The sequence below is a fragment of the Ruminococcus flavefaciens 007c genome (assembly GCF_000571935.1).
Classification (GTDB): domain Bacteria; phylum Bacillota; class Clostridia; order Oscillospirales; family Ruminococcaceae; genus Ruminococcus; species Ruminococcus flavefaciens_F.
Genome location: NZ_ATAX01000016.1, coordinates 156,338 through 182,948, shown reverse-complemented (window position 1 = coordinate 182,948; position 26,611 = coordinate 156,338). Strand labels below are relative to the sequence as shown.

The window sequence follows — 26,611 nt, the reverse complement described above, 5'->3', positions numbered from 1 at the left end:
GCAAAGAGTCTTGAACGAAAGGAGTGTTGCGCATGAATCTGAAAAGAATAGCAGATCATATGATCAGAAGCAGGCCGTTTGCCAGGAAATGCGTGGCATTCATCCTGAGTTTGAGTATTCTGATCGGCTATGCTTTGCCGCTTGACTGCATAATGACTGCGTTTGCAGCCAGTGAAAATGTGGTCCCCAGCGGATCATATGAGATAAACAATGATATTACGGGAGTAGACATCGGTTTAGGAGATGGCCAGGGTACATATGATTCCGGTACTAATACGATAACCGCGGGTGAAGGTCTTGATCAGGTCGATTTTGATATGACGGTCAATTTTTTAATCAACGATCATCAGCACGACAAGGTCGATACCAATAAGCCGTATATTTATCTTAAAGTACCGAAAGACCAGCTGAATATATTTGGAATGAGCGGTTCCGGTTCGGGAAAATCGGACGATAAATCCAGTGGCTGGTCAACATATAAGCAGGCGAATAATCTTGAAGCTACGCTGGAAAGCGGAACCTTTACAGTATACGATACAGGTAATGATGATTACGGATATGTTGTTCTTGAGTTCAATAACGACTATATCAATTATCTGAAACAGAGCGGAGGTATAATAAAGGGTGCGCTCAGCTTTCAGGGCGAGGTAGTAAGATCACATCTCCAGAACGGCGACAAGGTCGTTAATCTTGGAAATGTATGTATCAATGTGGATTTTGATGACAGGATACCGGATGTTCAGAAGACCGGAAGGATCGATCATACTGACGAACTCGGTTATCCGATAATAAGATGGGAATTAACGATCACCGATCTGTATGAGACAGATAACTATCACATCTCCGATGCGATGTTCGGAAGCATGATACCCGGAAGCTTCAGCTGTAATCCTAACGGTGTATGCTTCATGCAGAACGGCGACATAGTTTTCAATAACAGTATAAACGAACATAAGCAGTTTACAATATCGTATGAGACGAGAGTCACTCCTGAGGAGCTGAACTCTCATAACGAAACTTTCAATGTGACAAATACAGCAAGCATAGGCAATAATTCCGATACGGCATCTGTCCCGGTAACGCCCGATTCACAGCCTCATGTAGAAAAATCCGGAACAGCGGATTATAACTATCAGGGAGATCGTTCGGGTGAAGAAACAGGAAAGTATTACATTTACTGGACGGTGGAGGCAAGAAAGAATTACGGCCTCGGACTTGGAGGAGTCACACTGACGGATGTTCCGGGCATCGGACTGGGAAATATTGAATTGATAAGTGCTTCCGACGGAAGCAATCCGCTGAATGTCAATAATCTGCTGACAATAAGCGGCAATGATATTACTTTCAATTCAGGTGTGAATAACAGCTACGTTAAGCTTGTCTACCGCACAGAGGTAGCTCCCGCTTCGAGCGAGAGCAATTTCACCAATACTGTAAGCACAGACAATGAGACAAAAACTCAGACAGTCAATTACAACAAATCTTCCAAGCATACTTCAGGCAAGAGCGGTTCGTACCGCATCGAAGACAACAACGGCGTCATATCAGAGTTTATCGACTGGACGATAACCCTCGAGACCAACGACTGGCACGAGAAGATAAACGGATATGAGGTCGAGGACAGTGCCTTCGCTTCGGGAGCTGTATGGAAGAATGCAAGAGCTGTTACCAAATCCGATCAGTACATAGATATCAGTGCAAGTGATATCTCCCAGTGGATAAGCGTTTCTGGAGAGAAGCTCACAGTCAGCAGCAGTCAGCCCGATATAAAGAGGATAGAGCTTACATACAGCGTTCCTGTGGGAGCGATCGAAGGCCGTGATGCAACTCATGGAGGTACGGCGTCCAATACATATAAGGTCGAGGACGATAAGCCGCAGACAGCAACAGTGAGCGTTCCCGATCTTGCGGGAAGTTCACAGGTAGTTGTCAATAAGCACTGGGATAATAATGAAGATCCGAACAGAGGATCTACCAAAGCACAGTTTAAGCTGTATTATAAGATAGGTCAGAACGGTTCATGGGGCGAGTTCCATAATTATCAGAACGGATACGATGACGTTATTGAAGTACCCGCAACATATGACCAGCAGGTGATTTTCAATGATCTGCCAGCTTATCAGTATAATACATCTGATAATACAAGGACTCCGATATACTATAAAATAGAAGAGACCATAGTCGAAGACGGCGGTGCTGATACAAGTCTTTACAAAAAGGAGTTCATCTCAGGCAGTGCGGAAGGCATTAAGGCTTCCGATAATCCGTATTTCGGCCTGAGCAATACATGGGAAGGTACAAATGTTACAGGTACCAAGACATGGAGAGATGACGAAGGACTTGAAGCAAATCGTCCTGACGCGATATTGAAGCTTCAGAAGCTGGTAAACGGCCAATGGGTAGATGTATCATCAATGAATGCAGGCAAGGAGAATTATTCATCGGTAACATGGAATTCATTGCCAAAATATGACGAGAACCACAAAGAGATACAGTACCGCGTTGTCGAGGAGTCGGTTCCGCAGGGTTATACATCAGTCCAGAACGGAAATACCATAACCAACGTATACAATAATATGACAGTTTCGGCAGAGAAGTTCTGGGATCGTGTGGATTCGGATGACGACAAGCCTCCTTGTGTCAAGTTCAAGCTTATGAGGACTATCGATCCGAATGACGATTCGTCATGGACCGATGTTGCCGGCACTGAAAAGATTCTCAACAAGGCGGATTACGGCAACAGTGCAAATATACTGAAATGGCCTGATCTTCCCAAGGATGACGGGCAGGGACACAGCTATTATTATAAAGTAGTTGAAGTGCAGGAAACACCAGAGCAGCTGGATTTCGATGTTACTGATAACAATAACGTGATAGCTGCATCTACATGGTCACATACGGCCATCATAACGAATGTCTGGAAGAAGACAAATATCTCTTTCAGCAAACAGTGGATGGATGATAACGGAAATGAAAGATTCCGTCCGAATCTGGTCTTTGCACTTGAAAAGAGTACCGACAACGGTAATACATGGACTCAGATCAAAACTGTTAAAATGGTCAACGACGGCACAGGCCTTTACAAGCCTGAAGGTTCAACGGACGCAGGCAGCAGCGATATCAGCTATACCTGGCATGATCTTGAAGCAGGCGACAACATAAAATACCGTGTCGTTGAAACTGATATGCTCGCGCTTAAGAGAAACCTGGCAGAACCGGGTGTAGAAAGCGGAGATACAGATACGGGATATGACGTTTATTATAATTCTCCCGATGACAATAATCCTCCCACTCTTTCGAGTACCGGACTTACAGAGGCGCGAAACGTTAATGTCATAAACAAGTCCAATATGATAACGATCCGTGTCAACAAGAACTGGAATGGTGTCTATGGAGATTCCCGTCCGGATCGTGTAGGATACAGACTGTACAAATGGACGGAGGAACAGTACAATACCCTTACCGAAGCGGAAAAGTACACAGATACTTATAAATTCTCAAATAAGTATGCAATGAAGAATTCCGCAGGTGAATCCGATGTCATATACTGGACATGGATGCTCAGTGAGGACGAAAACGGAGATTCTTACCATTACGGACTGAGAGAGTTCTACATAGGCAAAAAGATTACTGATGACGGTAATGGAAACATCACGTACAGTGATGAATCAGAGTACTACAATGACTATGAAATAGACATCAGTGACGAGTGGCAGGGAGATAAGCTTCAGGTATTCAATGTAACGAATACATGGAAAAAGCTGAATGTCTCCATAGACAAGAGATGGGACGACGGCACGAACGTATCCTCATACAAGAGCATCACCATGAAGCTGATGCGGAGGATAGGAGAAAACGGTTCCTGGGAGGAGGTCCCCGGTAAAGAGCAGAAATCGGTAACGGCAGCAGAAAACTGGCGGTTAGATGATGCGTGGACAGATCTTCCGAGAACTACCGAACAAGGTCAGAACATCTACTATCGTGCAGAAGAGGTCAAAGCAGTAAAGACTGACGATACAGAGGTCAATATTGCAGATAATCCCGATTTCTACACAAGGCCCGATGCAGTGGGCATAAACAGCAGCGGCGATTCCGTTGTTACAAATACTCCGAAGAAGATCACGGTAAATGCGGTGAAGCATTGGGTATCTCCGAGAGGTACCGCAAAGCCATCCGAAATAACCCTGACGCTTATGGCTTCATATAACGGCGGTGCAAACTGGGTAACAGCTGATCAGATAAACAGCAGCATTGAATCGGTTAAGACGCTTTTGCTGGATCAAAATGATCAGAATGCAGATCTTACAACATCATGGCAGGATCTTCCTACAAAGTATGTTTACGATTCCATTGAGAGAGATGTAATATACAAGATCGTTGAAGGTGATGTTTCAGGTTATACCGCAAGTTACAGCGCGGAAGAGGTAATGACGAATTCAACCGTTACCATAACCAATACGGAGAATGCACCGTACACCAAGAAGGCGGCTAATTATTCGAAGAATGAGATGCAGCCTGCACCAGATATTTACAATAGACCTACACTTATTTCAACCAATGATGATCCGCTCGTTGAAAACACGCTCCCATCAGAAGAGCTCAAGAGTGTTTCTACAAAAATGGTAAACATCAATGGTGAAGAGGTCGAGTGTTATATATTCAAATGGCGTGTTGATCTGTTGACTAATCAGAACAGAGATAATGAAAATGAGCATCAGGATTATCAGTTTACTGATACTCTGACAGATGGATCGGTATTCTATAATGATTATAACGAATATGCTATAACGTATTATGATACCGGACAGGAAAAAAATAATGCATATGTGTTCTCTCAGCAGATACTTGATAAGATTTCTGACGGAACAATGACTGAATCAGATTGGAGCACTGCATTAGGTCCGTATAATAATCTGATCTCAGCAGAGTATAATGATTCCATGACATCGGCAACTTTTAATGCCGGAAAGAGTGTTTCAAGATTTGCATATTATACAGCTACTCCAAAATCAGTAGTTGACAGTGCAGTTGAGCAAAACGGTGAATTTGTGATCTCCAACTATATCAGAGAGCAGAATGAGCCGACTTCCAATAAAGTGGATATGAAAATAAATGGCGGAAGCGATACCGGAGTTATTGACAAGATCAATAAAACGGCATCGGGTACTACTTCCGGCGGCAAGGCGACTATCCAGAACGGTGTAGCTCATTATACTCTTGATGTAAACAAGGACAGCAAGTATCTGTCCTCGGGAGATACCGTAAGTGTAACGGATATTTTCCGTATACTCAAGTATAAGCCGAACGGTGGAGATGAGCAGGTCGGCCGAGATGTTCAGGTTGAACCTACTCTTGAAAACCTCAATGTTTATTACTATGATGTTGACGGAAGACGTTCAAGGGTTGATCCTGATGAATATTCATATTCGGTGACTAAGGATACTAACGGAGTTTTTGAAAAGGCCGAGGATTATTCAACTAAATTCGATAATTCCTGTATAAAGAATTATCAGCCGAATATATGTGTTGAGCCTTCAGTTGATGCTCCTAAGGGACTTGAAGTAATTGTCAGGTTTGTCGGAAACAAGCCTAATTCACCGGTTTATATTGATCGGAATTCAAGCACATTAATGAATAGCAGTGATGTATCTGTAGAATTGCTAAGCAATACATTTGATAGTTCAGGTGCTGTACTGATAAAGCTTGCATTCTTAAATGATGTGGCAAAAAAATCAAATCTTGGTCAATTAGGTTTCTTTATTGATGATGAACACGGCAGTGTAAAATCTGAATTACAAAGCTATGAAGTTGTAAGCGCAGTACTTTATTCCAGAACAGAGACCACAGATTACATTACAAAGTTCACACTTCCTGACGGCGGACACTATGAGATAATGTATGATTACGTTATCAAGAACCCTGACGGCTCGGATCTTGCCAGAGATTCAAGCATATGGCTTCAGAACGAGGCTACAGTGCATACCTCGGGCGGGGATAAAACGGATTACTCTCAGGAAACAGAGTACATAGTGTACAAATCAGGCGCACAGACACAGGTAGGCGAGAATTTCAGGATAGTTAAGGTCGATCTCGGAAACAAATCCATCACAGACCTGAACGCGGAGTTCAAGCTTGCAAGATATGATACGAATTCGGGAAACTGGATATATGCAGATGATTATTCGTATATGCAGTATACTCTGCAAAACGGATATTCTTACTTCGATGAATCTCTGCATGTGGCATCATTTGAACAGGAACTGACAGAAACAGGCGGTAATATCCCCGATGACTCTGCGAATATGGTTCTTTCGGGAAGCTTCGAGGTCGATGTACTGAAAGATACCCTGTACAAGATAGTCGAAGTCAAAGCTCCTGATAATCACGAAGGATATGATTATCCTGAGGTACCGTATCAGCAGGGAGATCATACAGTAAGCGGCAACAGCGGAAATACCTATTACTTTGTGTATGATACGTCTACCGAAATAAAAAATGCACTTGCTGAGCAGGCAAATGTCGGAGCAGGTGCCGTACAGTCGATAAAAACCGTAAATTCGGATCTTATAGTTCCGAATGTAAGACTTATAGACATCGGTGCTCAGAAGATATGGGAGCAGGATCCCGATTCTGCTGTAAATGATGTTGAAGTTGCGGTATTGCTTCTCAGGTCGCATACAAATGATATATCAGATGCTGTAATTGTAGAAAATCAGGAAGATTACATTCTTGATAGAAGCAACTGGGAAAACTATGATGCGGACAATGAGGCATACATACTGAAAAAGGAAGATGCCTGGACACAAAACAGTATATGGACAGATCTTCCCAACAGCGACATGACAACTCAGCAGCCGTATTATTACTTCTTGAAAGAAGTGGCCTACAAGATAGGAAACACATGGTACTATACGGACGATCCCGCAACGGAATACAAACCGTCATATGTAAATGATACCATAAGCAGCAGCGGTGTTATAGGCATATCAAATTCACGAAAACTGCTTGTAAAGAAGCAATGGGAGGATAAGAACGGCGATCCGCTTGTAGATCCTCCGGTATCAGCTGTTGATTTTAACCTTTACGGTATCAAGAGCGACGGTACAGAGGTAAAGATAATCCTTCCCGATGGCAGTCAGAGGCTTACAGCGCCGAACTGGTCGCTGGAGGTGCCGAGGTATCTGATAGATGATGCGGATTATGTAAGGTTCCGTATCGAGGAAACAACGTCTCTTGACGGCTATATCGTCAGTGATGTATATTCACTTAACGGAATTGTCGGAGTTATAAATCTTATAAACAAGAACACAGATCCGACAAGCGTAAGCGTAAATCTTACTAAGACATGGGCGGACGGAAATGATGCTCACGGCACAGAGGATGCAGTAACATTTACACTGTATCAGTTCACGGGAAAACAGACTGTTGACCAGACGTTCATCGAAAACTTTATTCTCAGCGGACAGTACAATGGTGTAAGTATGGTAAATACCGTACAGAATCCCGTAACTGTCGACGGCAGTACAGAAAGTGATGCGTGGAGCTGGCAGTGGGATGGACTCCCGTTCAGAGATGCTTCGGGACAGAACAAGCTTCAGTATTTCGTGACAGAAGAGCAGTCTTCTACCACATCGGGAAGATACAGTGCAATATATACACTTGACGGAAACAGCGTATATACGGCTGTCCGTGATCTCGATGTTACAAATAAACAACCGGGCGTACTTGTTATCAAGAAGCAATGGCGTGATAAGACACTGGTAAACGAGCCATTGATAGCAAATCCGAATTACAGCGATGTTAAGCTGAAGCTTTACCGTAAAGCGGCAGGTTCGGCTCAGCAGGGTGATCCGGAATCGGAGGATTTCTTTGAGAAATACGGACTGGATGAAACCAACGATCTTGTAACAGGCGCTGACGGCATGGACGAAAACGGTATAATAACCGTAGGAAGAGACGACCACTGGACGGTTTCGCTCAGCGGTCTTGATGAAGGATATCTGTATTACGTACAGGAGGTCGACGGACCGGGCTATCTGGTTGAAGATTATGCTCCTGTATACAGCAATGAGGGGCAGCTTCTCGGAAGCGATGAGATCATAACGGTCGATAACTTCGTGGAAGGCGAGCGCATAAAGGTAAAAGCAGTAAAGAACTGGGACGACAGGGATACCTCCGTTGATATACCCGATTCGGTAACGCTTATACTTGAACAGCTCAACAGCAGCGGCGGAGCTCCTGTGACCATCGGTTCAAAGTCAGTTTCCGCAAGCGATGAATGGACTGCCGAATGGGACAATCTCCCTGCAAGCAAGACATATCAGATAAGGGAGGAAGTTCCCGAAGGCTGGCTGGTATCCTACGGAGATGTTTCCGTAACGACAGACGATCAGGATAACGAAGTAAGAAATTACAGCGTTACCAATGTGATAGACACAGGACAGCTGAAGGTCAATAAGAGATGGCTCAACAACGATGCGAGCGGAACATCTTCCGTAACGGTCGGGCTGTACAGACAGGCGTATGACGCTAACGGCGATCCTGTAGCCGAAACGGAAGCGGATTCTCAGAATGTAAGCGGCAGATTCAGTTCAGGCAGGAATATGCTGTCGCTTAGAAAAGTACGAAAAGCTCTGGCGGAGAGTACACCTTCTCCTGCACCTTCTCCTAAGCGTGCACCGAGTGTGTCGGGCGCAAATCTGTTATCCAGAAATAGCAGAGATGCGGAAAAGCAGTATGTTAAACTTGATGTTAATGCTGCTACGATACCTGAAAATACAAATAATATAGAAGCTCTCTGTAATGGTTATACAATTGATGAGATAGAAGTAATATATGATGATTCTAAGGGAAAGAATGGAATATATAATTCAAAAATCCATCTTAAAAATGATGATGCAACGTTTGAATTAAACGGAACAGTTACAGATTACTCATCAAAATTTGAATTATCCGGTTTAAGTAATGTTTGGATAAATGGAGTACAATACCTTACTGTAGAAAATCCTCTTAGAGCTATATGGATAACAGAGAATGACAATAATTCTCAAAATTCAATTGATTATGGCAGAATTCTTATTAAAGAAATCCGCTTCTATTACACTCCAACCGGTCCGCAGGTGACTATCACAAATAAACCGGCAAACGCAAATGTGGTCGCAGGAGATACAGCTTCATTAGAGGCGACAACGACCGAAGGCACGATAACATGGTCAAGCAGTAATGCTGCTGCAACGGTTGATCCTGATACTGGTGCCATAACCTTCAATCAGGTAAGTGAAGCAACAAATGTTACTATCACGGCAAGCGCAACAGGCAGCGGAGTAACAGATACAGATTCTGTTACATATACTGTTTCACCATTCACGATCAATAATAAATCCACCATTAATACATCCCAGTCAGAGGGAAATGAATTGCAGTTATCAGCCAATGCTTCTGCAACATGGAGCAGCGATAATACAAGCGTAGCGACTGTGGACAACAGTGGAAACGTAACATTTGTCGGAAACGGCACGGTTACTATTACTGCTACACACGGAGGCGCAACAGATACAATAACATTCGACGTATCAAGTCAATCGTTCACAGCTGAGATAACACCGGATACTATCCACAATGGAATGACAGCAACACTATCGACTGATCCGTCGCTCACGAATGTTGTATGGAGCCTGAAGAACTCAGGTGACAGCGAAAAAGTTACTATAAGCGGCAATACAGTCACAGCAAATGTTGAAAATGCAGATGTTGTTCTCGTAGCAGAAAGAGGCGATGCGTCAACTGAAGTTACGCTGCATATCAGACCTATGATGGTATCTTACAACGGCGGAGATATTATTCCGACTTCGCTGACAATGAATGTAAACAGCAGCATTCCTGTACTGAATGTGGTTGGGGCTTCATCAGGTACTTCCGGTGATACGGATATTGCCTATTATGATCCTGTTACCAGGACGGTAAAGACAGGCGAGAAGATAGGTGAGACTTCAATTACCATCACAGACAGCGGCTCAACTATGACATTCACGGTAAAGACGGAAGTCAACGAAGCCAGTGCGAATGTTCCCGTAGGAGCTCAGAAGATCCAGGACATCACAATAACGTCAGATAATAACTGGCTTAGTGATACAATAAGCAATCTTCCTAAGACTGACGGAAAGGGCAATACCTACCGTTACTTCATAAAGGAAGAATCGACCGGTTCATATATACCGGTTGCATACAGTACAAGCGAGGGTGGTGCTGTTTTGGGTGATTCGGTATTACAGCTCGATCTCACCAATGCAGCAACACAAAGTCCCGTTACTCTGCCGGAATCAGGCTCAACAGGTACAAGGCTCTATCACACCCTCGGAGCATTGATGTTACTCCTGGTGGCTGCCGGATACGCAGAGTTTAAGCGTCGGAGGTGGTATAATGAATGATTAGACTGCCTTTACATCATGGAAAGACGCTCAGAATCATAAACGAATGATTGTCCGGAGGAGAAGGGGGGCAAACTCCTTCGGACACCTGCCAAAACTATTATAAAGGAGAATTATTATGAAAGAAAAAAGAAGATTCACTGCGATCATCGCAGCAATGGCTTTAGCCGCCACAATGGCGATCCCGAGTATAATGATGACAGCAAATGCTGCAACGGCAAATAAGGTCACGATCACCAATGAGCAGGGCGAAGGCAGCGAATATACACATAAGTATACTGTTTACAAGATCTTTGACGGTACAGTGACAGACGGTGCCCTTGAGGGGATCACATTTGCTAAGTCCGGAGGATTTTCAGCTTTCCTTACAGCGTTGAAGGCGGATACGACAATTGGCGGAGATTTTACTTCTGCAACAAATGAAGCAGCTGTTGCAAATATTCTCAGCGGATATACAGCAGATTCTGATAAGCTCAAGGCATTTGCCGCTTTCGTAGCAGCTAATCCTTTGCTGGTAACGACCGCTGCTTCAGCTGCGGCCAGTCCTATCGACCTTGCAACAGACGGTTATTACCTGATAGTTGAAGATCCCACCACAGGCACTCCCGAGGATGTGGGAATGACAAGGTATCTGCTTACACAGTATGATGCTTCTGCAGGTGTTGACATTGATGCAAAGTCGGCTATTCCTTCTGTTGAAAAGAAGATCAAGGAAAATGCTTCTTATACAACTGATGACGGTTACGGTGCAGGATATAATGATACAGCTGATTACTGTATCGGAGATACTGTTCCCTTTGAGCTGATAGGTTCACTTCCTTCCAATATCGGAGACTACAGCACATATAAGTACGTTTTCCACGACACTCTCGGCACACAGTTCACCTTGAACACTGACAGTATAGTTGTTACTGTTAAGAACGGCTCAACGACAAAGACCGTTAAACCTACTTCATACAGCACGACCACAGCTGATGGAGATACGCTTACAGTGACCTTCAATGATCTTCTCAGCATTAAGGATACCGATGAAACAGCCATTACTATTAACAGTGACTCAAAGATATATGTAAATTATACGGCAGTTCTTAATGATTCTGCTGTGATCGGCCGCAACGGTCAGACAAATGAAGTTTATCTGGAGTATTCAAACAATCCTGATGCAGGTGGCAGTGGAACGACTTCAAAGACACCTGTTGATAAGGTCGTTGCATTTACATATGAGCTGGATGTAAACAAGAAAGACAGTGCAACAAATGCAGCACTGGATGGTGCACAGTTTGTACTTTATAAGACGATTGACGGTGTTGATTACTACGCTAATCTTTCAAGTTCAAAAATAGTTGACTGGGTACCCGGTTCTTACAGCGGTACGACCTTTACCAAGAGTTCCGATAATACTAATCTGAACGGAACCGCAGCAGCTGCTCCGACTCTTACAAGCGGAAGCTCATTCTCATTTATCGGTCTTGATGACGGCACATACAAGCTGAAGGAAATTACAGCTCCCGATGGATATAACAAGCTTGCTTCTGATATAACCGTTGTTATCGATGCTGATACTTCAAATGCTCAGAATAAAGCCGGCGACGGTACAGAGCTTGTAAAGCTGGAGCTTAAAGTCGACGGTGAATCAGTGCAGTCATTTGACGCAAGTATAACAGATGATACGTCTACCACTGACGTAGATGAGGCAGCTGAACAGGCAGCAGGCCTTACAGCAGGTCAGCTGGCATTTGATGTAGCGAATACATCAGGTTCAACTCTTCCCGGCACCGGCGGTATGGGTACAAAGCTCTTTATCCTCGGCGGCGGCGTAACTGCTGCGGCAACAGGTATCTACCTTATCTCCAGAAAGCGTGCAAAGAAAGAAGAGGAAGAGTGATAACTGCTCATTTATCCCTTCTTTGAACTGAGATAAAAACAATAACGAATAATTAAGACCTGCGCCTCCGTGAAACGCTTATATCTCACATTGATGAGATGCGGTAACGGAGGCGGTCAGGGAGAAACTCATAAGGAGGCAGTCAGCTATGGAGCCGAAGCGCAGAAAGCGTGATATAATTATACCGTTTATCTTCGGCGTGATCTTTCTTGTGAGTCTCTCCGTGATGTTTTATCCGACTTTTTCTAACTGGTGGAATAAGCGCCATCAGGCGCGAGCCGTTGCGAGCTATAAAAGAGCGGTTGCGGAAATAGACACCGGTGAGACCGATCGTATGCTTCGTGAAGCCCACGATTATAATGAAAAACTGGCAGGACTTTATGCTCCCTTCACCAATTTCAAGCAGATCGCGGGCTATGATGATATTCTTGATATATCGGGTACAGGGATTATGGGATATGTTTCGGTTCCCAGCATCAATGTGGAGCTGCCCATATATCACGGCACCTCGGAAGGAGTACTTCAGATAGCCTCGGGACATATACAGGGTTCGTCCTTCCCCGTGGGCGGAGTTTCCACCCATGCGGTAATATCGGGACACAGGGGACTTCCCTCAGCGCGGCTTTTCACCGATCTGGACCGTATCGTCGAGGGGGATACATTCACTATCAACGTGCTGAATGAAGTCCTTACATATGAGGTGGAGAGCATCATGGTCATACTTCCCGATGATACCGACAAGCTAGCGATTATACCGGGAGAGGACGAAGTAACGCTCATGACCTGTACTCCCTACGGAGTAAATTCGCACCGGCTGCTGATAAGAGGTCATCGCATAGAAACATTTTATGACAGGAAGATAAAGGTGGCAGCAGATGCACTTCAGGTGGATTCAATGACGGTCATACCTGTAGTCTTCGTGCCGCTGCTCATGATGCTGCTGGTATACTGGCACATCAGCGGAAAACGCCGCAAGAAAATACGTATAGACAAGTACACCGTAAGAAAGCTCATAAAGCGGGATTGACAGGGCAATGCCGTTTTGATATACTTTGAAAGGAGGGCGGAACATGAGAAATAATGCAGCAGAAATACTTTCAAAGCGCATCACTGCGCTGTTCTGTGTAATGGCTGCGCTCCTCTGTATCTCAGCTGTGCTGCTGAGGCGTGTGTGTACCGCCTCCGCCGCAGATGGTCAGGGTAAACTGGCTGTCTGGTGCGTAAGGGATGATGACATCGTCTCTGAAATGCACTGGCAGATATACCGTGTGGGATACCGCACTGACAGAGACTATGTGTTTGAGGGGGATTTCAGTGACTATCGTCCCACTCTCGGAGACCGTACAAAACCTATGCTGGAATGGGACGCTGAGACAGTTGCCGATGCGGGAGAAACTCTGAAGCGGATTATTATCGCGGATAAGGTGCCTTCCATAGCAGAGGGTGTGACGGACAGCAAGGGCTGTGTCACATTCAGCGGCCTTGCCGACGGATTATATCTTGTATGCGGCGATATTCTCCGTAAGGAAAACACTATTTACATTCCCTCGGCGATATTTCTTGAGATGAACGGCGATGATGCCGCTGTGCTCAATGCTTATCCCAAGATCGTTCTGCGTACAATGAGTTCGGAAACGGTAAGCTATTCCGTGCGCAAGGTGTGGCAGAATGACGAGGATCAGCCTCAGAAAAGAAGTACAGCCATAACTGTTGAGCGTTACTGCGATAACGAGCTGTATGACGAGTTTGTGCTGAGTGATGAAAACGACTGGACATATAAATGGACAGACAGTGAGGGACATCAATGGTTCGTGCATGAAAAAGCTGTCCCCGAGGATTACACGGTGGTATACAAGGACAACACGACGCAGTTCCTTATCATCAATACCTATGAGGGGGATAAGCAGACTGTTACTACGACCACAACTGTGACTACCGCAGGGGGAACTGTCAGCACTGAAACGAGCAGAACGCAGACGACTGTAAGCAGTACCGCAAAAACAGTCACTACTACAGGCGGAAAGATACCGCAGACGGGACAGCTGTGGTGGCCTGTTCTGCCTCTTGCCTGCGGAGGAGTCCTGATGACTGGTCTGGGACTGAGACTTCGCAGGAAAGACTCTGATGACGATGAAGAATAAAGCTTGGGGTACAGGCTGGAGCTTTTAAAAACTATGCAGCTTATCATGCTGTTTCTTGTTATGATTTACATCGCAGAAAGAAAAGCAGCCGAAGCGATGAGAACGGAGGAATGAAATGCGCAGAGGAACGATATTTGTTACAATGGCTGTTCTGAGCATTGCATTTTCGGGCTGTGCGGGAAAAACTAAAGCTGATGTAAGACCGCTGCTCGGTCTGAAGTGGTTTGCAAGCTGTGATGATGTAAAAGCAAGCCTTGGAAGCTATAAGCTTCTTGACGAGCGTGAAAACAAAGACAGCGGAAACTCTGTTCATCAGATAATGCTGGATTACAGCGATGTCAGGCTGTATGAGACGGATTGCGATCTTACCCTTTGTTTTACGGATTCGGGACTGATAGGACTCAACTATCACGATATGGATAAGCAAAAAAGCTATAAAGAATGGTTCGGTACCTTAGAGACGAGATACGGCCTTCCCACGGAGGAGGGCAGCGGCATGGCTTCATGGTACGGCAACCCTCTCGGCAAGGACACGGCGATATACCTTTTCAACCTTCAGGAGGGAGTACAGGTGTCCTTTTATGCGACGGCCGATTCTCCCGATAAAAGCTATGAGCGAGCTGTCCCGGCTCCCGAGATAAGGACTCCCGTTATTCCTGTGAGCGATAATTCGGAAGAGCCCGTTTCCGAAAAGGCAAGTGAGACTGAAAACGCTGAAGTTGCCTCTTCAGGCGGTGAAATGCTCCGTTCAAATCTGAGAGAGGGCGATATAGTTTCTCAGAATATTATCGGGACAGACAGCGTGGGAAATATGAGCATTGTTGTTACGGATACCGCAGGTGAAGCAGTTACCGACGCTGTGGGCGAGACTGTAACGACTGTTGTGACCGCAGTTACAAGTGACGCTGTTACGGATAAAAACGTCAGCTCCGCAGCATCAGGGACGACAGCCGCTGCCGTGACTGCTTCGGTTACGGTGAACAAGACGACGGAGCCTGTAACGTCAGCTCCCAGGACAGATAAGAAGAACGCCTTCCTTATAAACGGTCTGACCTTTTACGGTTCTCCCGAGACCGAGCTGAAGAAGCTTAAACGCTATTCAAAGACCTACGAATACCGTACAGAAGAACCCGGACAGCCATGGGAGCTTGTTATGGAGTACGAAAATGTTACGTATCTCGGCAGGAAATGTAACAGCGTACTGTGCTTTACGAGTCTGGGACTTGTGGGTATAAATTTCTTTGACAGCAGAAAGACGGACTTTGATTACTGGAGGAGGACATTGACTGATATATACGGAACTCCCGATGAAGTGCAGTATGACTATATTTCATGGAGCGGCGCCGTAGGTGAGGGTACAATGGTTTATGTGTTCGCACTTGATGACGGAGTGCAGATCTCATTCTTCACGGATGACACAGGTTCGGAGATCGTGTAAATATATGACAGGAGCCTGACGGCTTCACGGTATAAACAGAATACTTACCTCTTGCAGCATTCGGCTGCGGAAATTTCTTAATAAGGGAAATGGAAGGGGAATGGAAGCTGTCGGCACAGTTCGGTGCCGACAGCTTTTTGTATGTTACGGCAGTATATGCGGAAATAATTCTTCGGGAAGCTGCACGATGCGGCAGAAAATACATGGGGAAAAGCTCGTATTCCCTCTTTTTTCGCCGGCATATGCCGGGAAAGGCCGATGATACGCAGAAAGAAAAGCTTTCCAATGAGTGTGACAGCGGGGTATACTTATTCGGAAGGAGGATTTGCCATGAAGATGATATTTGCAGTTGCTGCTTCGGTCATGACTTTGCTTGCACCCATGACCGAAATTGAGACCGCTTCTGCCGGTAGCTTTGATTACAGCATATTTGAAGGGGAGGTAACGGTGACGGGCTATAGCGGTGAGCCCGAAATTATAGAGATCCCCGAATTTATCGGGGGATGCCCCGTTACTGAGGTGAGAGACAACGCATTCTATAACTGTCATTCGCTGAAAAGTATCAGTCTGCCTGATACTGTACTGAAGATAGGACATCACAGCTTCTATGCCTGCTATGAGCTGGAGGAGGTCAGGCTTCCTGCTGAGCTTGAAGAGATAGGCATAGGCTGCTTCTGCGGCTGTGCGGCTCTGAAAGAAATCGATATACCCGAAACACTGAAGGTACTGCCCGACTCCTGTTTCAGAGCCTGCGGTTCTCTGGAGGCGGCAGTGCTGCCCGAGGATCTGGAGGCTGTGGACAAATTCTGTTTTGCGGGCTGTACGGAGCTAAGGTATGTGCAGACGGGAAGTTGCCTCGGGAGTATAGGCGAGAGGAGCTTCTATATGTGCGGCAGGCTGGAAAGCATAGTCGTACCGCCTTCTGTCCGTACTATCGGCGCTGAAGCGCTGGGGTATACCTGTGACGGAAATCTCATGCTCAGGCAGACGGATATGCTTATCGTAGGCCGGGAGGACTCTGCTGCGGAGGAATATGCAAAAGAAAACGATATCTCCTTTGCTGCCGATGAAGAAAAAGAAGTCTTTGCGGAGATAAGCAGCGGCTCTGTGACAGACTGTGAAAACGCGGCATCCTGGCTGGGAGCAGCCGTGTTTCTTCTGCTTGCTGCGGTGTTTTTTCTCTTTTTTATCAGGGAAAACAGACACAGCTTAAATGATGATGAGGACGTCTGACCATAAATTGCGCTTTTTTTCAATCAGACCATTTTTAGGAATGTTTCATAAAAGAGCTTGCAATTTCAGAAAAAATGTGATATTATAGATATGTAAGTATGCGTTAAGTCGATTTTTAATCTGGGCACTTAAAATATCGGCTTAACTTCGCGAAATTTAATATACCGATCTGGAGGGATCAGATTGAAGAAAGATATTATTAAGCGGTCTGTCTGCACTGTGGCAGCTGCTTGCATGGCCTTTGGGGCTGTGGATTTTCCCTCTGTAAGCAGGATCTGTAAGAGGGCTTCGGCTGCCGATAATATACTGAAGTATGAGTTCGAGGACGGCAGCACGGAAGGCGGCAAGATCTACGCCAACGGTACTGAAGGGGTTAAAACCGATGATCTGCCCGAGGAGACCGATCTCAGCGGTTTCTCGGGGAAGGGCTTTTCATATCTCGATCAGAAGGGCACTTCCATCAGTGTGGATGTGGATGTCCCGAATGAAGGCCTCTATGAGCTTACCGTATGCTACTGTGAGCCTTCCGATCCGAACAAAAAGGTCCAGTATCTCAATGTCAACGGCTCAAATCAGGGCGAGCTGACCTGTCCGTTCAGCGCCTCCTTCACGGAGATCTCGGGAGGAGTCGTAAACCTTAAAAAAGGAAAGAATACTATTGAGCTGAAGGCTTACTGGGGCTATGCTTATTATGATTATATCACTCTCAGGCCTGCCTCGGAAAAGCTGTCGAACCTGTCGCCCGACAGGCGGCTTTCTAATCCGCAGGCTTCACAGTCTGCAAAGAGACTTTACAGCTATCTCTGCGATACCTACGGAAATCATATAATCTCAGGTCAGCAGGAGTACTGCGGTGACCATAACTATAATCTCTGGAACAGTCCCGATGTGTTCATAAAGGACAACGAGGCTGAGTTTGAGTACATTCTTGAAAAAACAGGCAAGCAGCCCGCGATCCGCGGTATCGACTTTCTTGCCTATAATACGTCTTCGGACTGGCGCGATCACGCCCCCGAGCGTGCTATCGAGTGGACAAACAAGTACCACGGTATTGCTACTGTGACCTGGCACTGGAACGTTCCCTGTGAGAAGGACAGCAGCGAGATCGCCTTTTATGTTAAGAACGCAAATCCGAAGTACACTACGTTCAGTATTTCCAGGGCTCTTGAGGAGGGCACATGGGAAAATAAGGTGCTTATGGCTGATATCGCCCTTATCGCAGGGGAGCTCAAAAAGCTGAAAGATGCTGATGTGCCTGTTCTCTGGAGACCTCTCCATGAAGCTGAGGGCGGCTGGTTCTGGTGGGGAGCGGAAGGTCCCGAGCCCTGCAAAAAGCTCTATCGTCTGCTTTATGACCAGCTCACCAATGAGTACGGTCTTGATAATCTTATATGGGTGTGGACAGGCTATACCTCGCCTGCATCGGCTTCCTGGTATCCGGGAGATGACGTTGTGGATATAGTCGGCTATGATAAGTATAACGCTGCCGACGGCCTGCCTAACCTGAGCTCCATAGCCTCAACCTTTTATAGTCTTGTACAGGGAACTGACGGCAGGAAGCTTGTGGCAATGTCGGAAAATGATACCATTCCTTCACTGGAAAATCTGGTGAACGACAAGGCGGCATGGCTGTATTTCTGCCCGTGGTATATGAACTATCTTACCAGTGAGCAGAATAATCCCGTCGATAACCTCAAGGAGATATACAACAGTGAATACTGCATAACCCTTGATGAACTTCCCGACCTGAAGAAATATCCCATAAATGAGGGGGATCAGCCTTCAGGTACGACTTCGGCGACTACTGCTGTCACGATCACAACGGTTACTTCAACCACTGTTTCTGACGTCACAACTTCCGCAACGACTTCACAGCCTGTGACATCGGATACCGTTACAACTCAGCCCGACAACCTGAAGAAGGGCGATGTGAACTGTGACGGCAAGGTGGATCTTGCCGACTCCATACTTATTATGCAGGCGCTGGCAAATCCCAATAAATACGGCCTTGAGGGTTCATATGAGAAGCATATCACCTCTCAGGGACAGATCAATGGTGATGTTGATAAAAGCGTGAAGGGACTTACTCCCAATGACGCTCTGAGAATACAGGAATACCTGCTTGGTATTTCCGAATTTGACTAAATAAGCTTTTTATGATTCAGATCACTATAAAAGGGAGGAAAACATGATGAATCACAAAAAAACCATTGCTGCGGTATTGAGCATTGCTACTGCGGTAACAACTCTTACATCTGTGGCGCCCATACAGGCTGCGGATACCGAAGAAGAGCAGAAATTCTGTGCCCCCATAAGTGAGGTCGTAACAGACTCGGGACTTGATATCGACTATGCCCGTGCGCTCCAGTATTCGCTCTATTTCTATGATGCGAATATGTGCGGCTGCGAGGTACATGATCATTCACGTCTTGAATGGCGTGACAACTGTCATACCTACGACGCTCACGTTCCCATGATCGAATGGGACAAGATCACCAATCAGTCCAGCAAGGGCGGTACTAACCTTTCGGCTTCGTTCATGACAAAGTACAAGGATATACTCGATCCCGACGGCGACGGCACTATCGACGTTTCGGGCGGTTTCCACGACGCCGGCGACCACGTTGAGTTCGGTATGCCCGAAAACTACACGGCTGCCACACTCGGCTGGGAATACTACGAATACCGCGATGTTTTTAAGAAGCTGGAGCAGGACGATCATATGGAGGTAATTCTTCGTCATTTCAATGATTACCTTATGAAATGCACCTTCCGTGATAAGGATGGTACTGTTATTGCACACTGCTATCAGGTAGGCGATGGTGAGATCGACCATGCTATCTGGAACAGCCCCGAGGTGGATACGATGCCTCGTCCCGCTTTCTTCCTGACAGCTGACAAGCCGCAGATAGACTATGTTGTTTCTGCCTGTGCTTCACTGGCTATCAATTACCTCAACTTCAAGGATACTGATCCGGAATATGCAGAGAAGTCGCTTGATTACGCAAAGTCTCTCTGGAACTTTGCAAATGAAGCTATCAAGAAAAATCCTCCTAAGGAGGGACAGGAGAAGGATCCGCTCCTCTCCGATAACGGCGACGGCCCCGGTCGTTTCTACAAGTCAGACAAGTGGCAGGATGACTACTGTTGGGCTGCTGCATGGATGTACATCGTTACAGAGGACGAAAGCTGCTTCGATAACGCTGTTAAGTATTTCGACTACTATGCTCCTTCCGGCTGGTGCTACTGCTGGAACGATATGTGGAGCGGTGCAGGCGTAATGTGGGCTGTTGTAAACCAGCAGCACCCCGAGCTTGATCTCGTTCAGAAGATAAGAGATGCACAGGGTAAGAACCAGTACGTTTTCAAGGATTTCTGGGACAGTGACTGTGTTGGAAAGTGTCTCAATGCATGGAAGCAGAAGGAGACTCCCGGCGGATTTGCTCACCTCGATACATGGGGCAGCTGCCGTTACAATACAGCTATGCAGTTCATCTGCCTTATATACGATAAATACGTAAACGACAGCAAGCCCAGCGAGTGGAGCGAATGGGCAAAGAAAGAGATGGATTATGTTCTCGGTAAGAATGACATAACCTATAAGGAAACAGCGAAATATGCCGTACTTGCAGGAAAGAACGGTACTCATGGCCCGAGAGCATTTGTTGTCGGCTACAATGACAACGCTGTAAAGAATCCTCATCACCGTGCTGCTTCGGGACTTCTCATGGCTGAGGATCCACGTGAGCAGAAGCATATCCTCTGGGGCGCTCTCGCAGGCGGTCCTGACGGAGACGACGGACACGATGACGCAACAAAGGACTGGACAGAGAATGAGGTAACTATCGACTATAATGCTTGTCTCCCCGGTGCGGCAGCAGGTCTCTATGCAGTATACGGCACACCCGAAATGGCTGTAACTCCCAACTTCCCGCCTAAGGATGAAAAGCGTGTTTACGGCATAGGCGGAGGCGATGAAGGCGGTTCCGGCTTCTGGATAGAGGCTGTTGGTATAGACAGCCGCAACAATGACGGAACAGGTGCGGTTGAGGTCTCACTTAAGGTGCTTACAGGCTCTGCAAAGCCCAAGGGCAATATTACCGTAAGATACTTCATTGACGCTTCCGAGGTACAGGATCCTTCTATCATTGAAACAAAGAAGCTGTACGATCAGTCGGAAATGGAGATCGAGGGTGCTGTATGTACTGTCAGCGAGTTAAAGAAGTATAAGGATTCCGACTCTATCTATTATGTAGAGCTTTCATGGGAAGGCTGTTCTATCGCAAACAACGGCAAGAAGAGCCAGTTCTCCGTAGGATTCTACGGAAAGGGCTATACAGATCCCGAATCTCATCAATATATTGTTTATGACTGGGATCCTACAAATGATTATAGCTATAAGGCACTGAAGCTGGGCAAGAAAACAGACTTCTTCGCAGTTGATGATCCCCCTGAGGTACGCTGCGACGCTATCTGTGTTTATGATGACGGCGTTCTCGTAGGCGGTACCGAACCCGACGGCACAAAGCCCGAAGAGGAAAAGAACGATACAACGTCCACAACTACAACTACTACTTCCAAGACAACAACATCTACAACAACAACTAATGTAACCACAACTACAACTACATCTTCCGGTTCTTCCGATACACCTGCTGTATCTATGTGGGGAGACGCTAACTGCGATAATATAGTTGATCTTGCAGACGCTATTCTTGTTATGCAGTCACTGGCAAATCCGAATAAATACGGTGTCGGTGGTTCTGCTGCAAAGCCCATTACAAAGCAGGGACAGGCAAATTCAGATGTTGATGTTTCCACAAAGGGCCTTACAGGCGATGACGCTGTTCGTATACAGATGTATCTTCTCAAGAAGATCTCAAGTCTCGACCCTGCCAAGGCATAAAACAGGCTGCTGTATGTGCAGCTGATATACAGAAGATCATGCCGCAGTACTTCCGTTTCGTTACGGAACGCTGCGGCGTTTCTTTTGCGTCGGACGAATATTATATGCCCTTATACGGGAACGCAAGGGCAGCGTTCCTTACATTATTAATACAGCGCTGTATGAGCGGCCTCCGTTTACAGATGGGAGAGCCCTTTATCACCCCTTTCTGTATATGGGCGGAAAAAGACTGAAATTCAATGGAAAACCGTTGAATTTCAAAAAAACTTTTTCAGTTTCTGTGTTTTGCATAAAAACGGAGATATAAATATGTAGGATATTACCAATGGGACGACGGCTGTCTGTATAAGCTGATCGGTTTCTGTCAATGATAGCCTTTGAGGTGATATTTATGAAGAGAACTTCATGGAACGTCATGGCGGCGGGACTTATTATCGCTGTACTTATTTCTAATGCGGGCAGTTTTATCAGGGACGGGCAGAAGCTGGATGAGCTCCGCGGAAGTGTGCTGAGGCTGCATATACTTGCTAATTCCGACAGTGAAGAGGATCAGAGACTGAAGCTCATGGTCCGTGATGAGCTGCTGAGAAGGAATATATTCGCCGATGCTGAGGATCTAAGCGAAGCGGAGAGAGCTGCGGAGGAAAGACTGGAGGATATTGAGGCTGCTGCCGAAGAAGTGCTGCGTAGGAACGGCTGCGGCGATACCGTCAGGGCAGAGCTGGAGGACACTGTCTTCGATGAGAGGGTATACGGCGGTATAACTATGCCTCCCGGAAGATACAAAGCCCTTCGTGTCAGGATAGGCAGAGCTGAGGGACATAACTGGTGGTGCGTGATGTATCCACCGCTGTGTCTGCCTGCTGCCTGCGACAGTGAAGATAAGGCCTGTATTGCCGATAATACAGAGGAGGAAGAAGAGTTTTTTGACGAAAAAGAGCTGGATATTCTGAGAAAGCCGCGAAAATATAAGGTGAGATTTGCAATATGGGATAAAATCAAGAGTATTATAGATGAGTGAATTGTGAAATGTGCCAAAAATTGTTGGGGCTCTTGACTTATTCGGGACAGTGGTGTATACTATTTAAGTAAACAAAGCAGGACTATGCGTTCTCACCGTCGGGCTATGCTGAAACGGTCAATATGTATCGGATATTACGGGTGTTCTTGCGGCAGCCGTAAACTGTTCAGTGTGTATTGGTGAGTGCGGATAATTTCTGCACTCATTTTTGTTTTTAAATTATATTGCTTGGAGGTGCTTGACTATTAGCAAACAGGAACTGCAGATCAACGAAGAGATAAGAGACAAGGAAGTTCTCGTAATCGACGCTGACGGTAAAAAGCTCGGCGTATTATCCGCCAAAGAGGCTCAGCAGATAGCCTTCGAACAGGATCTGGATCTCGTTAAGATCGCTCCGCAGGCAACACCGCCCGTATGCCGTATCATGGACTACGGAAAGTATTGCTTTGAGCAGGCTAAGCGTGAGAAGGAAGCAAGAAAAAATCAGAAAGTCGTTGCTATCAAGGAGATCAGAATGTTCTCTACCATCGATACTCACGATTTTGAAACGAAGGTAAATCAGGCTGTCAAATTTTTACAGGGCGGCGATAAGCTCAAGGTATCAGTAAGATTCCGTAAAAGAGCTATTGCACATCCCGAACTTGGAAACGAGTTGCTTGATCGTTTCAAGGAAGCAGTTTCTGCGGCAGGCACTGTGGATAAGCCGGCTAAAATGGAGGGACGCAGCATAGTTATGTTCGTTTCCCCTAAGGCCGCTAAGTAAGGAGGATAAAATAATGGCAAAGGTAAAGGTTAAAACTCACTCGGGCGCTAAGAAGCGTTTTAAGATTACAGGAAGCGGTAAGGTAAAGTATCAGCACACCAACAAGAGACACAGACTTACTCAGAAGGACACTAAGCGCAAGAGAATCGCTCGTAATGCAGGCATTGCAGATTGCACAAACGCTCCTACAATCAAGAAGCTCGTTCCTTATATGTAATCTGGGCGGCATTGTCCGTAAAGTTTTGAGCTAATTCCCGTAATTTTAATTTTGGAGGTAAAAGACTATGGCACGTATTAAAGGTGCAATGATGACTCGTAAGAGAAGAAATAAGACTTTAAAGCTTGCTAAGGGCTACTGGGGCTCTAAGAGCAAACACTTCAAGATGGCTAAGCAGGCCGTAATGAAGTCAGGCAATTACGCATATATCGGAAGAAAGCAGAAGAAGAGACAGTTCAGACAGCTCTGGATCACAAGAATCTCAGCTGCTGCTAAGCTCAACGGCATGAACTATTCAACATTCATGAACGGCTGCAAGAAGGCTGGTATCTCTCTTAACAGAAAGATGCTCTCAGAGATCGCTATCAACGATGCAGCAGGTTTCACAGCTATCGCTGACAAGGCTAAGGCTGCTCTTTAATTGCAATTAAAAACACGCTTCTTAATTAATTTAAGAGCGTGTTTTCTTGTAGGAGGCAGAACAGTTCTGCTTCCTGCAAGCTACGTTTCTATAAGTATAACGGAGGTGTGTGTAGTATTGGATAATATTATAACCTCTAAAGATAATCCTACTGTCAAGCTGTATCAGAAGCTTTCTTCTTCAAAAAAAGAAAGACTTCAGTACGGCTTATTCGTGTTGGAGGGTCTGAGAATAGTTACCGACGCTCTCCGCGAGGACAGCGGCATTACTCAGCTTATCCTTACGGAAAAGGCAATGGAACGCTTCGGTGATGAGCTTTTACAGGCTGATTTGAGAAACACAAGGACTATTGTCATTTCAAATGAGCTTGGAAACAGGATCGCTTCCACCGACAGCCCCCAGGGTGTCTTTGCGGTGTGCAGGATACCTGTGCAGAGAAGGGTAAAGGATATTCTCAGAGAGGGCAGCAAGTACCTCGTTCTGTTCGGGCTTCAGGATCCGGGGAATGTGGGCATGATGATAAGAACTGCCGACGCTCTTGGCATTGACGGCGTTATCATGTCGGGAAGCTGTGATCTGTACAGCCCGAAGGTGATACGCTCAACTATGGGTTCGGTCTTCAGAATGAGGATCGCTGCGGAAAATGACGCCGATACCCTTTTCAGTGAACTTGAAGCAGCAGGAGCTGTCACCTCAGCGGCAGTCATTGACAAGGATGCTCAGCCCGTTACGGAGTGCAGCTTCGGCGGAACTCAGGCCGTATTCATCGGCAATGAGGGCAACGGCCTTCCTGACAATGTCGCACAGCGCTGCACAAGACGCATAATAATCCCGATGCACGGTAATATAAACTCCCTCAATGCCGCTATGGCTGCGGGCATACTTATGTGGGAGCTCAGCAAATAATTTTTTCTCGGATAAGGAGGTACGGCTATGGACGAAACTAAATACTGGGTATGGCTCAATATGGTGTTCGGTACGGGAAATCACCGTATCTGGGAGGTGATGAGCTTCTTCCGTACTGCGGAAAAGGCATATCTTTCACTTTCGTCGGAAAGTCCCATAGTCAGCCTTAATGAGAATGAGAATAAAAACGTTCACGGTGTGACGCTGCAGCGTGCGGAGGTATTCCTCGAAAACTGCGCAAAACACGGTATCGGTACAGTGGCTTTCACAGGCAACGATTATCCTGCCCAGCTCAGGCATATATACAATCCGCCCTCGGTGCTGTACTATAAGGGAAATATCTCCTGCCTGAAAAACGAGTTCACGGTAACTGCCGTGGGTACGAGAAAAGCCTCGGCTTACAGCCTGAAGGCCGCAAAGGAGATATGCTCGGAGCTTTCCGCAAGGGGGGCGGTCATAGTCAGCGGATTTGCCGTCGGCATAGATCTGGCTTCGAGTATGGCGGCTGCCGATATAGGACGGCCAACAGTGTGTGTCATGGGCTGCGGAGTCGATGTAGACTATCCGAGACAGAATTTCTCTTACAGAGATACCATACTCTCTGCGGGAGGTGTATTTATATCTGAGTTTCCTCCCGGGACTCCGCCAAATTCGCCGAACTTCCCGAAAAGAAACCGTATCCTTGCGGCTCTGGGAAAGGCTACTGTGGTCTTTCAGGCAGGTGCCAAGAGCGGTTCGCTGATAACTGCCAATCTTTCGGCGGGTCAGGGACGTGAGGTGCTTTGTCTGCCGCCGGCAGATATTTTCAGCGGCGATTATGCAGGCAATGTAAAGCTGCTCCGAGACGGTGCGATACCCATGTATGACGCTTCGGACGTGGTGGAGTGTATTACCGGCAGGAAAAATCAGCCTGCTGAGCCTGCTGCCGTTAAAAGAGGCGCAGAGCTGTTCGGCGGGGATAAGGATGATGCCTCAGCAGAGGCGTTTGCGGCTTTTGATGTGCCGGACAGTACATACGAAAGGGCAGAGGAGAAGCACCGCGATAATAATGCTGCGGAGCTTCCCGACGATCTTACTGACAGTCAGAGAAGTATAGCCAATGAGCTGGCAGACGGTCCTAAACACGCCGACGAGCTGTCAAGAGCTCTTGATATGGATTCCTCGGCGCTCATGACGGAGCTTACCGAGCTGGAAATATTCGGCGTTGTACGCTCGCTGCCGGGAAAAATGTTTGAACTTATTAGATAAGGGGA

At 46.3% G+C, this 26,611-nt stretch carries 14 protein-coding genes; all 14 read left to right on the top strand.

What is annotated here, in order from left to right; genetic code table 11:
• Window positions 1–32 precede the first annotated feature (32 nt).
• The 14 genes from RF007C_RS05150 to dprA all read left to right on the top strand — a co-directional run bounded on the left by RF007C_RS05150 (window position 33) and on the right by dprA (window position 26,606).
• Entirely contained in the window at window positions 33–10,427 is a 10,395-nt protein-coding gene (locus RF007C_RS05150; protein WP_037297818.1) for a Cna B-type domain-containing protein, read from the top strand.
• A 118-nt stretch (window positions 10,428–10,545) separates the two neighbouring features.
• On the top strand, window positions 10,546–12,312 hold the full coding sequence (locus RF007C_RS05145; protein WP_037297815.1) for an isopeptide-forming domain-containing fimbrial protein: 1,767 nt from the start codon (window positions 10,546–10,548) through the stop codon (window positions 12,310–12,312).
• A gap of 148 nt (window positions 12,313–12,460) precedes the next feature.
• Complete coding sequence (locus RF007C_RS05140; RefSeq protein WP_037297812.1) at window positions 12,461–13,339, top strand: class C sortase; 879 nt, start codon at window positions 12,461–12,463, stop codon at window positions 13,337–13,339.
• Window positions 13,340–13,382: 43 nt separating this feature from the next.
• Window positions 13,383–14,453, top strand: coding sequence for a Cna B-type domain-containing protein (locus RF007C_RS05135; RefSeq protein WP_037297810.1), 1,071 nt, complete (start codon window positions 13,383–13,385; stop codon window positions 14,451–14,453).
• 115 nt (window positions 14,454–14,568) lie between these two features.
• Window positions 14,569–15,891, top strand: a complete 1,323-nt coding sequence (locus tag RF007C_RS05130; RefSeq protein ID WP_037297808.1) for a hypothetical protein — start codon at window positions 14,569–14,571, stop codon at window positions 15,889–15,891.
• Between the two features lie 330 nt (window positions 15,892–16,221).
• On the top strand, window positions 16,222–17,124 hold the full coding sequence (locus tag RF007C_RS05125; RefSeq protein WP_037297806.1) for a leucine-rich repeat domain-containing protein: 903 nt from the start codon (window positions 16,222–16,224) through the stop codon (window positions 17,122–17,124).
• Window positions 17,125–17,307: 183 nt separating this feature from the next.
• The gene (locus RF007C_RS05120; RefSeq protein WP_430344440.1) at window positions 17,308–19,269 is read left to right on the top strand and encodes a glycosyl hydrolase; all 1,962 of its coding nucleotides are present in this window, start codon (window positions 17,308–17,310) and stop codon (window positions 19,267–19,269) included.
• 46 nt (window positions 19,270–19,315) lie between these two features.
• On the top strand, window positions 19,316–22,030 hold the full coding sequence (locus RF007C_RS05115) for a glycoside hydrolase family 9 protein (RefSeq protein ID WP_051456523.1): 2,715 nt from the start codon (window positions 19,316–19,318) through the stop codon (window positions 22,028–22,030).
• A gap of 391 nt (window positions 22,031–22,421) precedes the next feature.
• Window positions 22,422–23,051: a stage II sporulation protein R gene (locus RF007C_RS05105; protein WP_051456522.1), complete on the top strand. Its 630-nt coding sequence runs from the start codon at window positions 22,422–22,424 to the stop codon at window positions 23,049–23,051.
• Between the two features lie 238 nt (window positions 23,052–23,289).
• Window positions 23,290–23,814, top strand: coding sequence for a translation initiation factor IF-3 (infC, locus tag RF007C_RS05100; protein WP_019678116.1), 525 nt, complete (start codon window positions 23,290–23,292; stop codon window positions 23,812–23,814).
• Between the two features lie 13 nt (window positions 23,815–23,827).
• Entirely contained in the window at window positions 23,828–24,031 is a 204-nt protein-coding gene (gene rpmI / locus RF007C_RS05095; RefSeq protein ID WP_037297801.1) for a 50S ribosomal protein L35, read from the top strand.
• 67 nt (window positions 24,032–24,098) lie between these two features.
• Complete coding sequence (rplT, locus tag RF007C_RS05090) at window positions 24,099–24,452, top strand: 50S ribosomal protein L20 (RefSeq protein WP_019678114.1); 354 nt, start codon at window positions 24,099–24,101, stop codon at window positions 24,450–24,452.
• 117 nt (window positions 24,453–24,569) lie between these two features.
• Entirely contained in the window at window positions 24,570–25,358 is a 789-nt protein-coding gene (locus RF007C_RS05085; RefSeq protein WP_051456521.1) for a TrmH family RNA methyltransferase, read from the top strand.
• Between the two features lie 27 nt (window positions 25,359–25,385).
• The gene (gene dprA / locus RF007C_RS05080; protein ID WP_037297799.1) at window positions 25,386–26,606 is read left to right on the top strand and encodes a DNA-processing protein DprA; all 1,221 of its coding nucleotides are present in this window, start codon (window positions 25,386–25,388) and stop codon (window positions 26,604–26,606) included.
• Window positions 26,607–26,611: the final 5 nt, after the last annotated feature.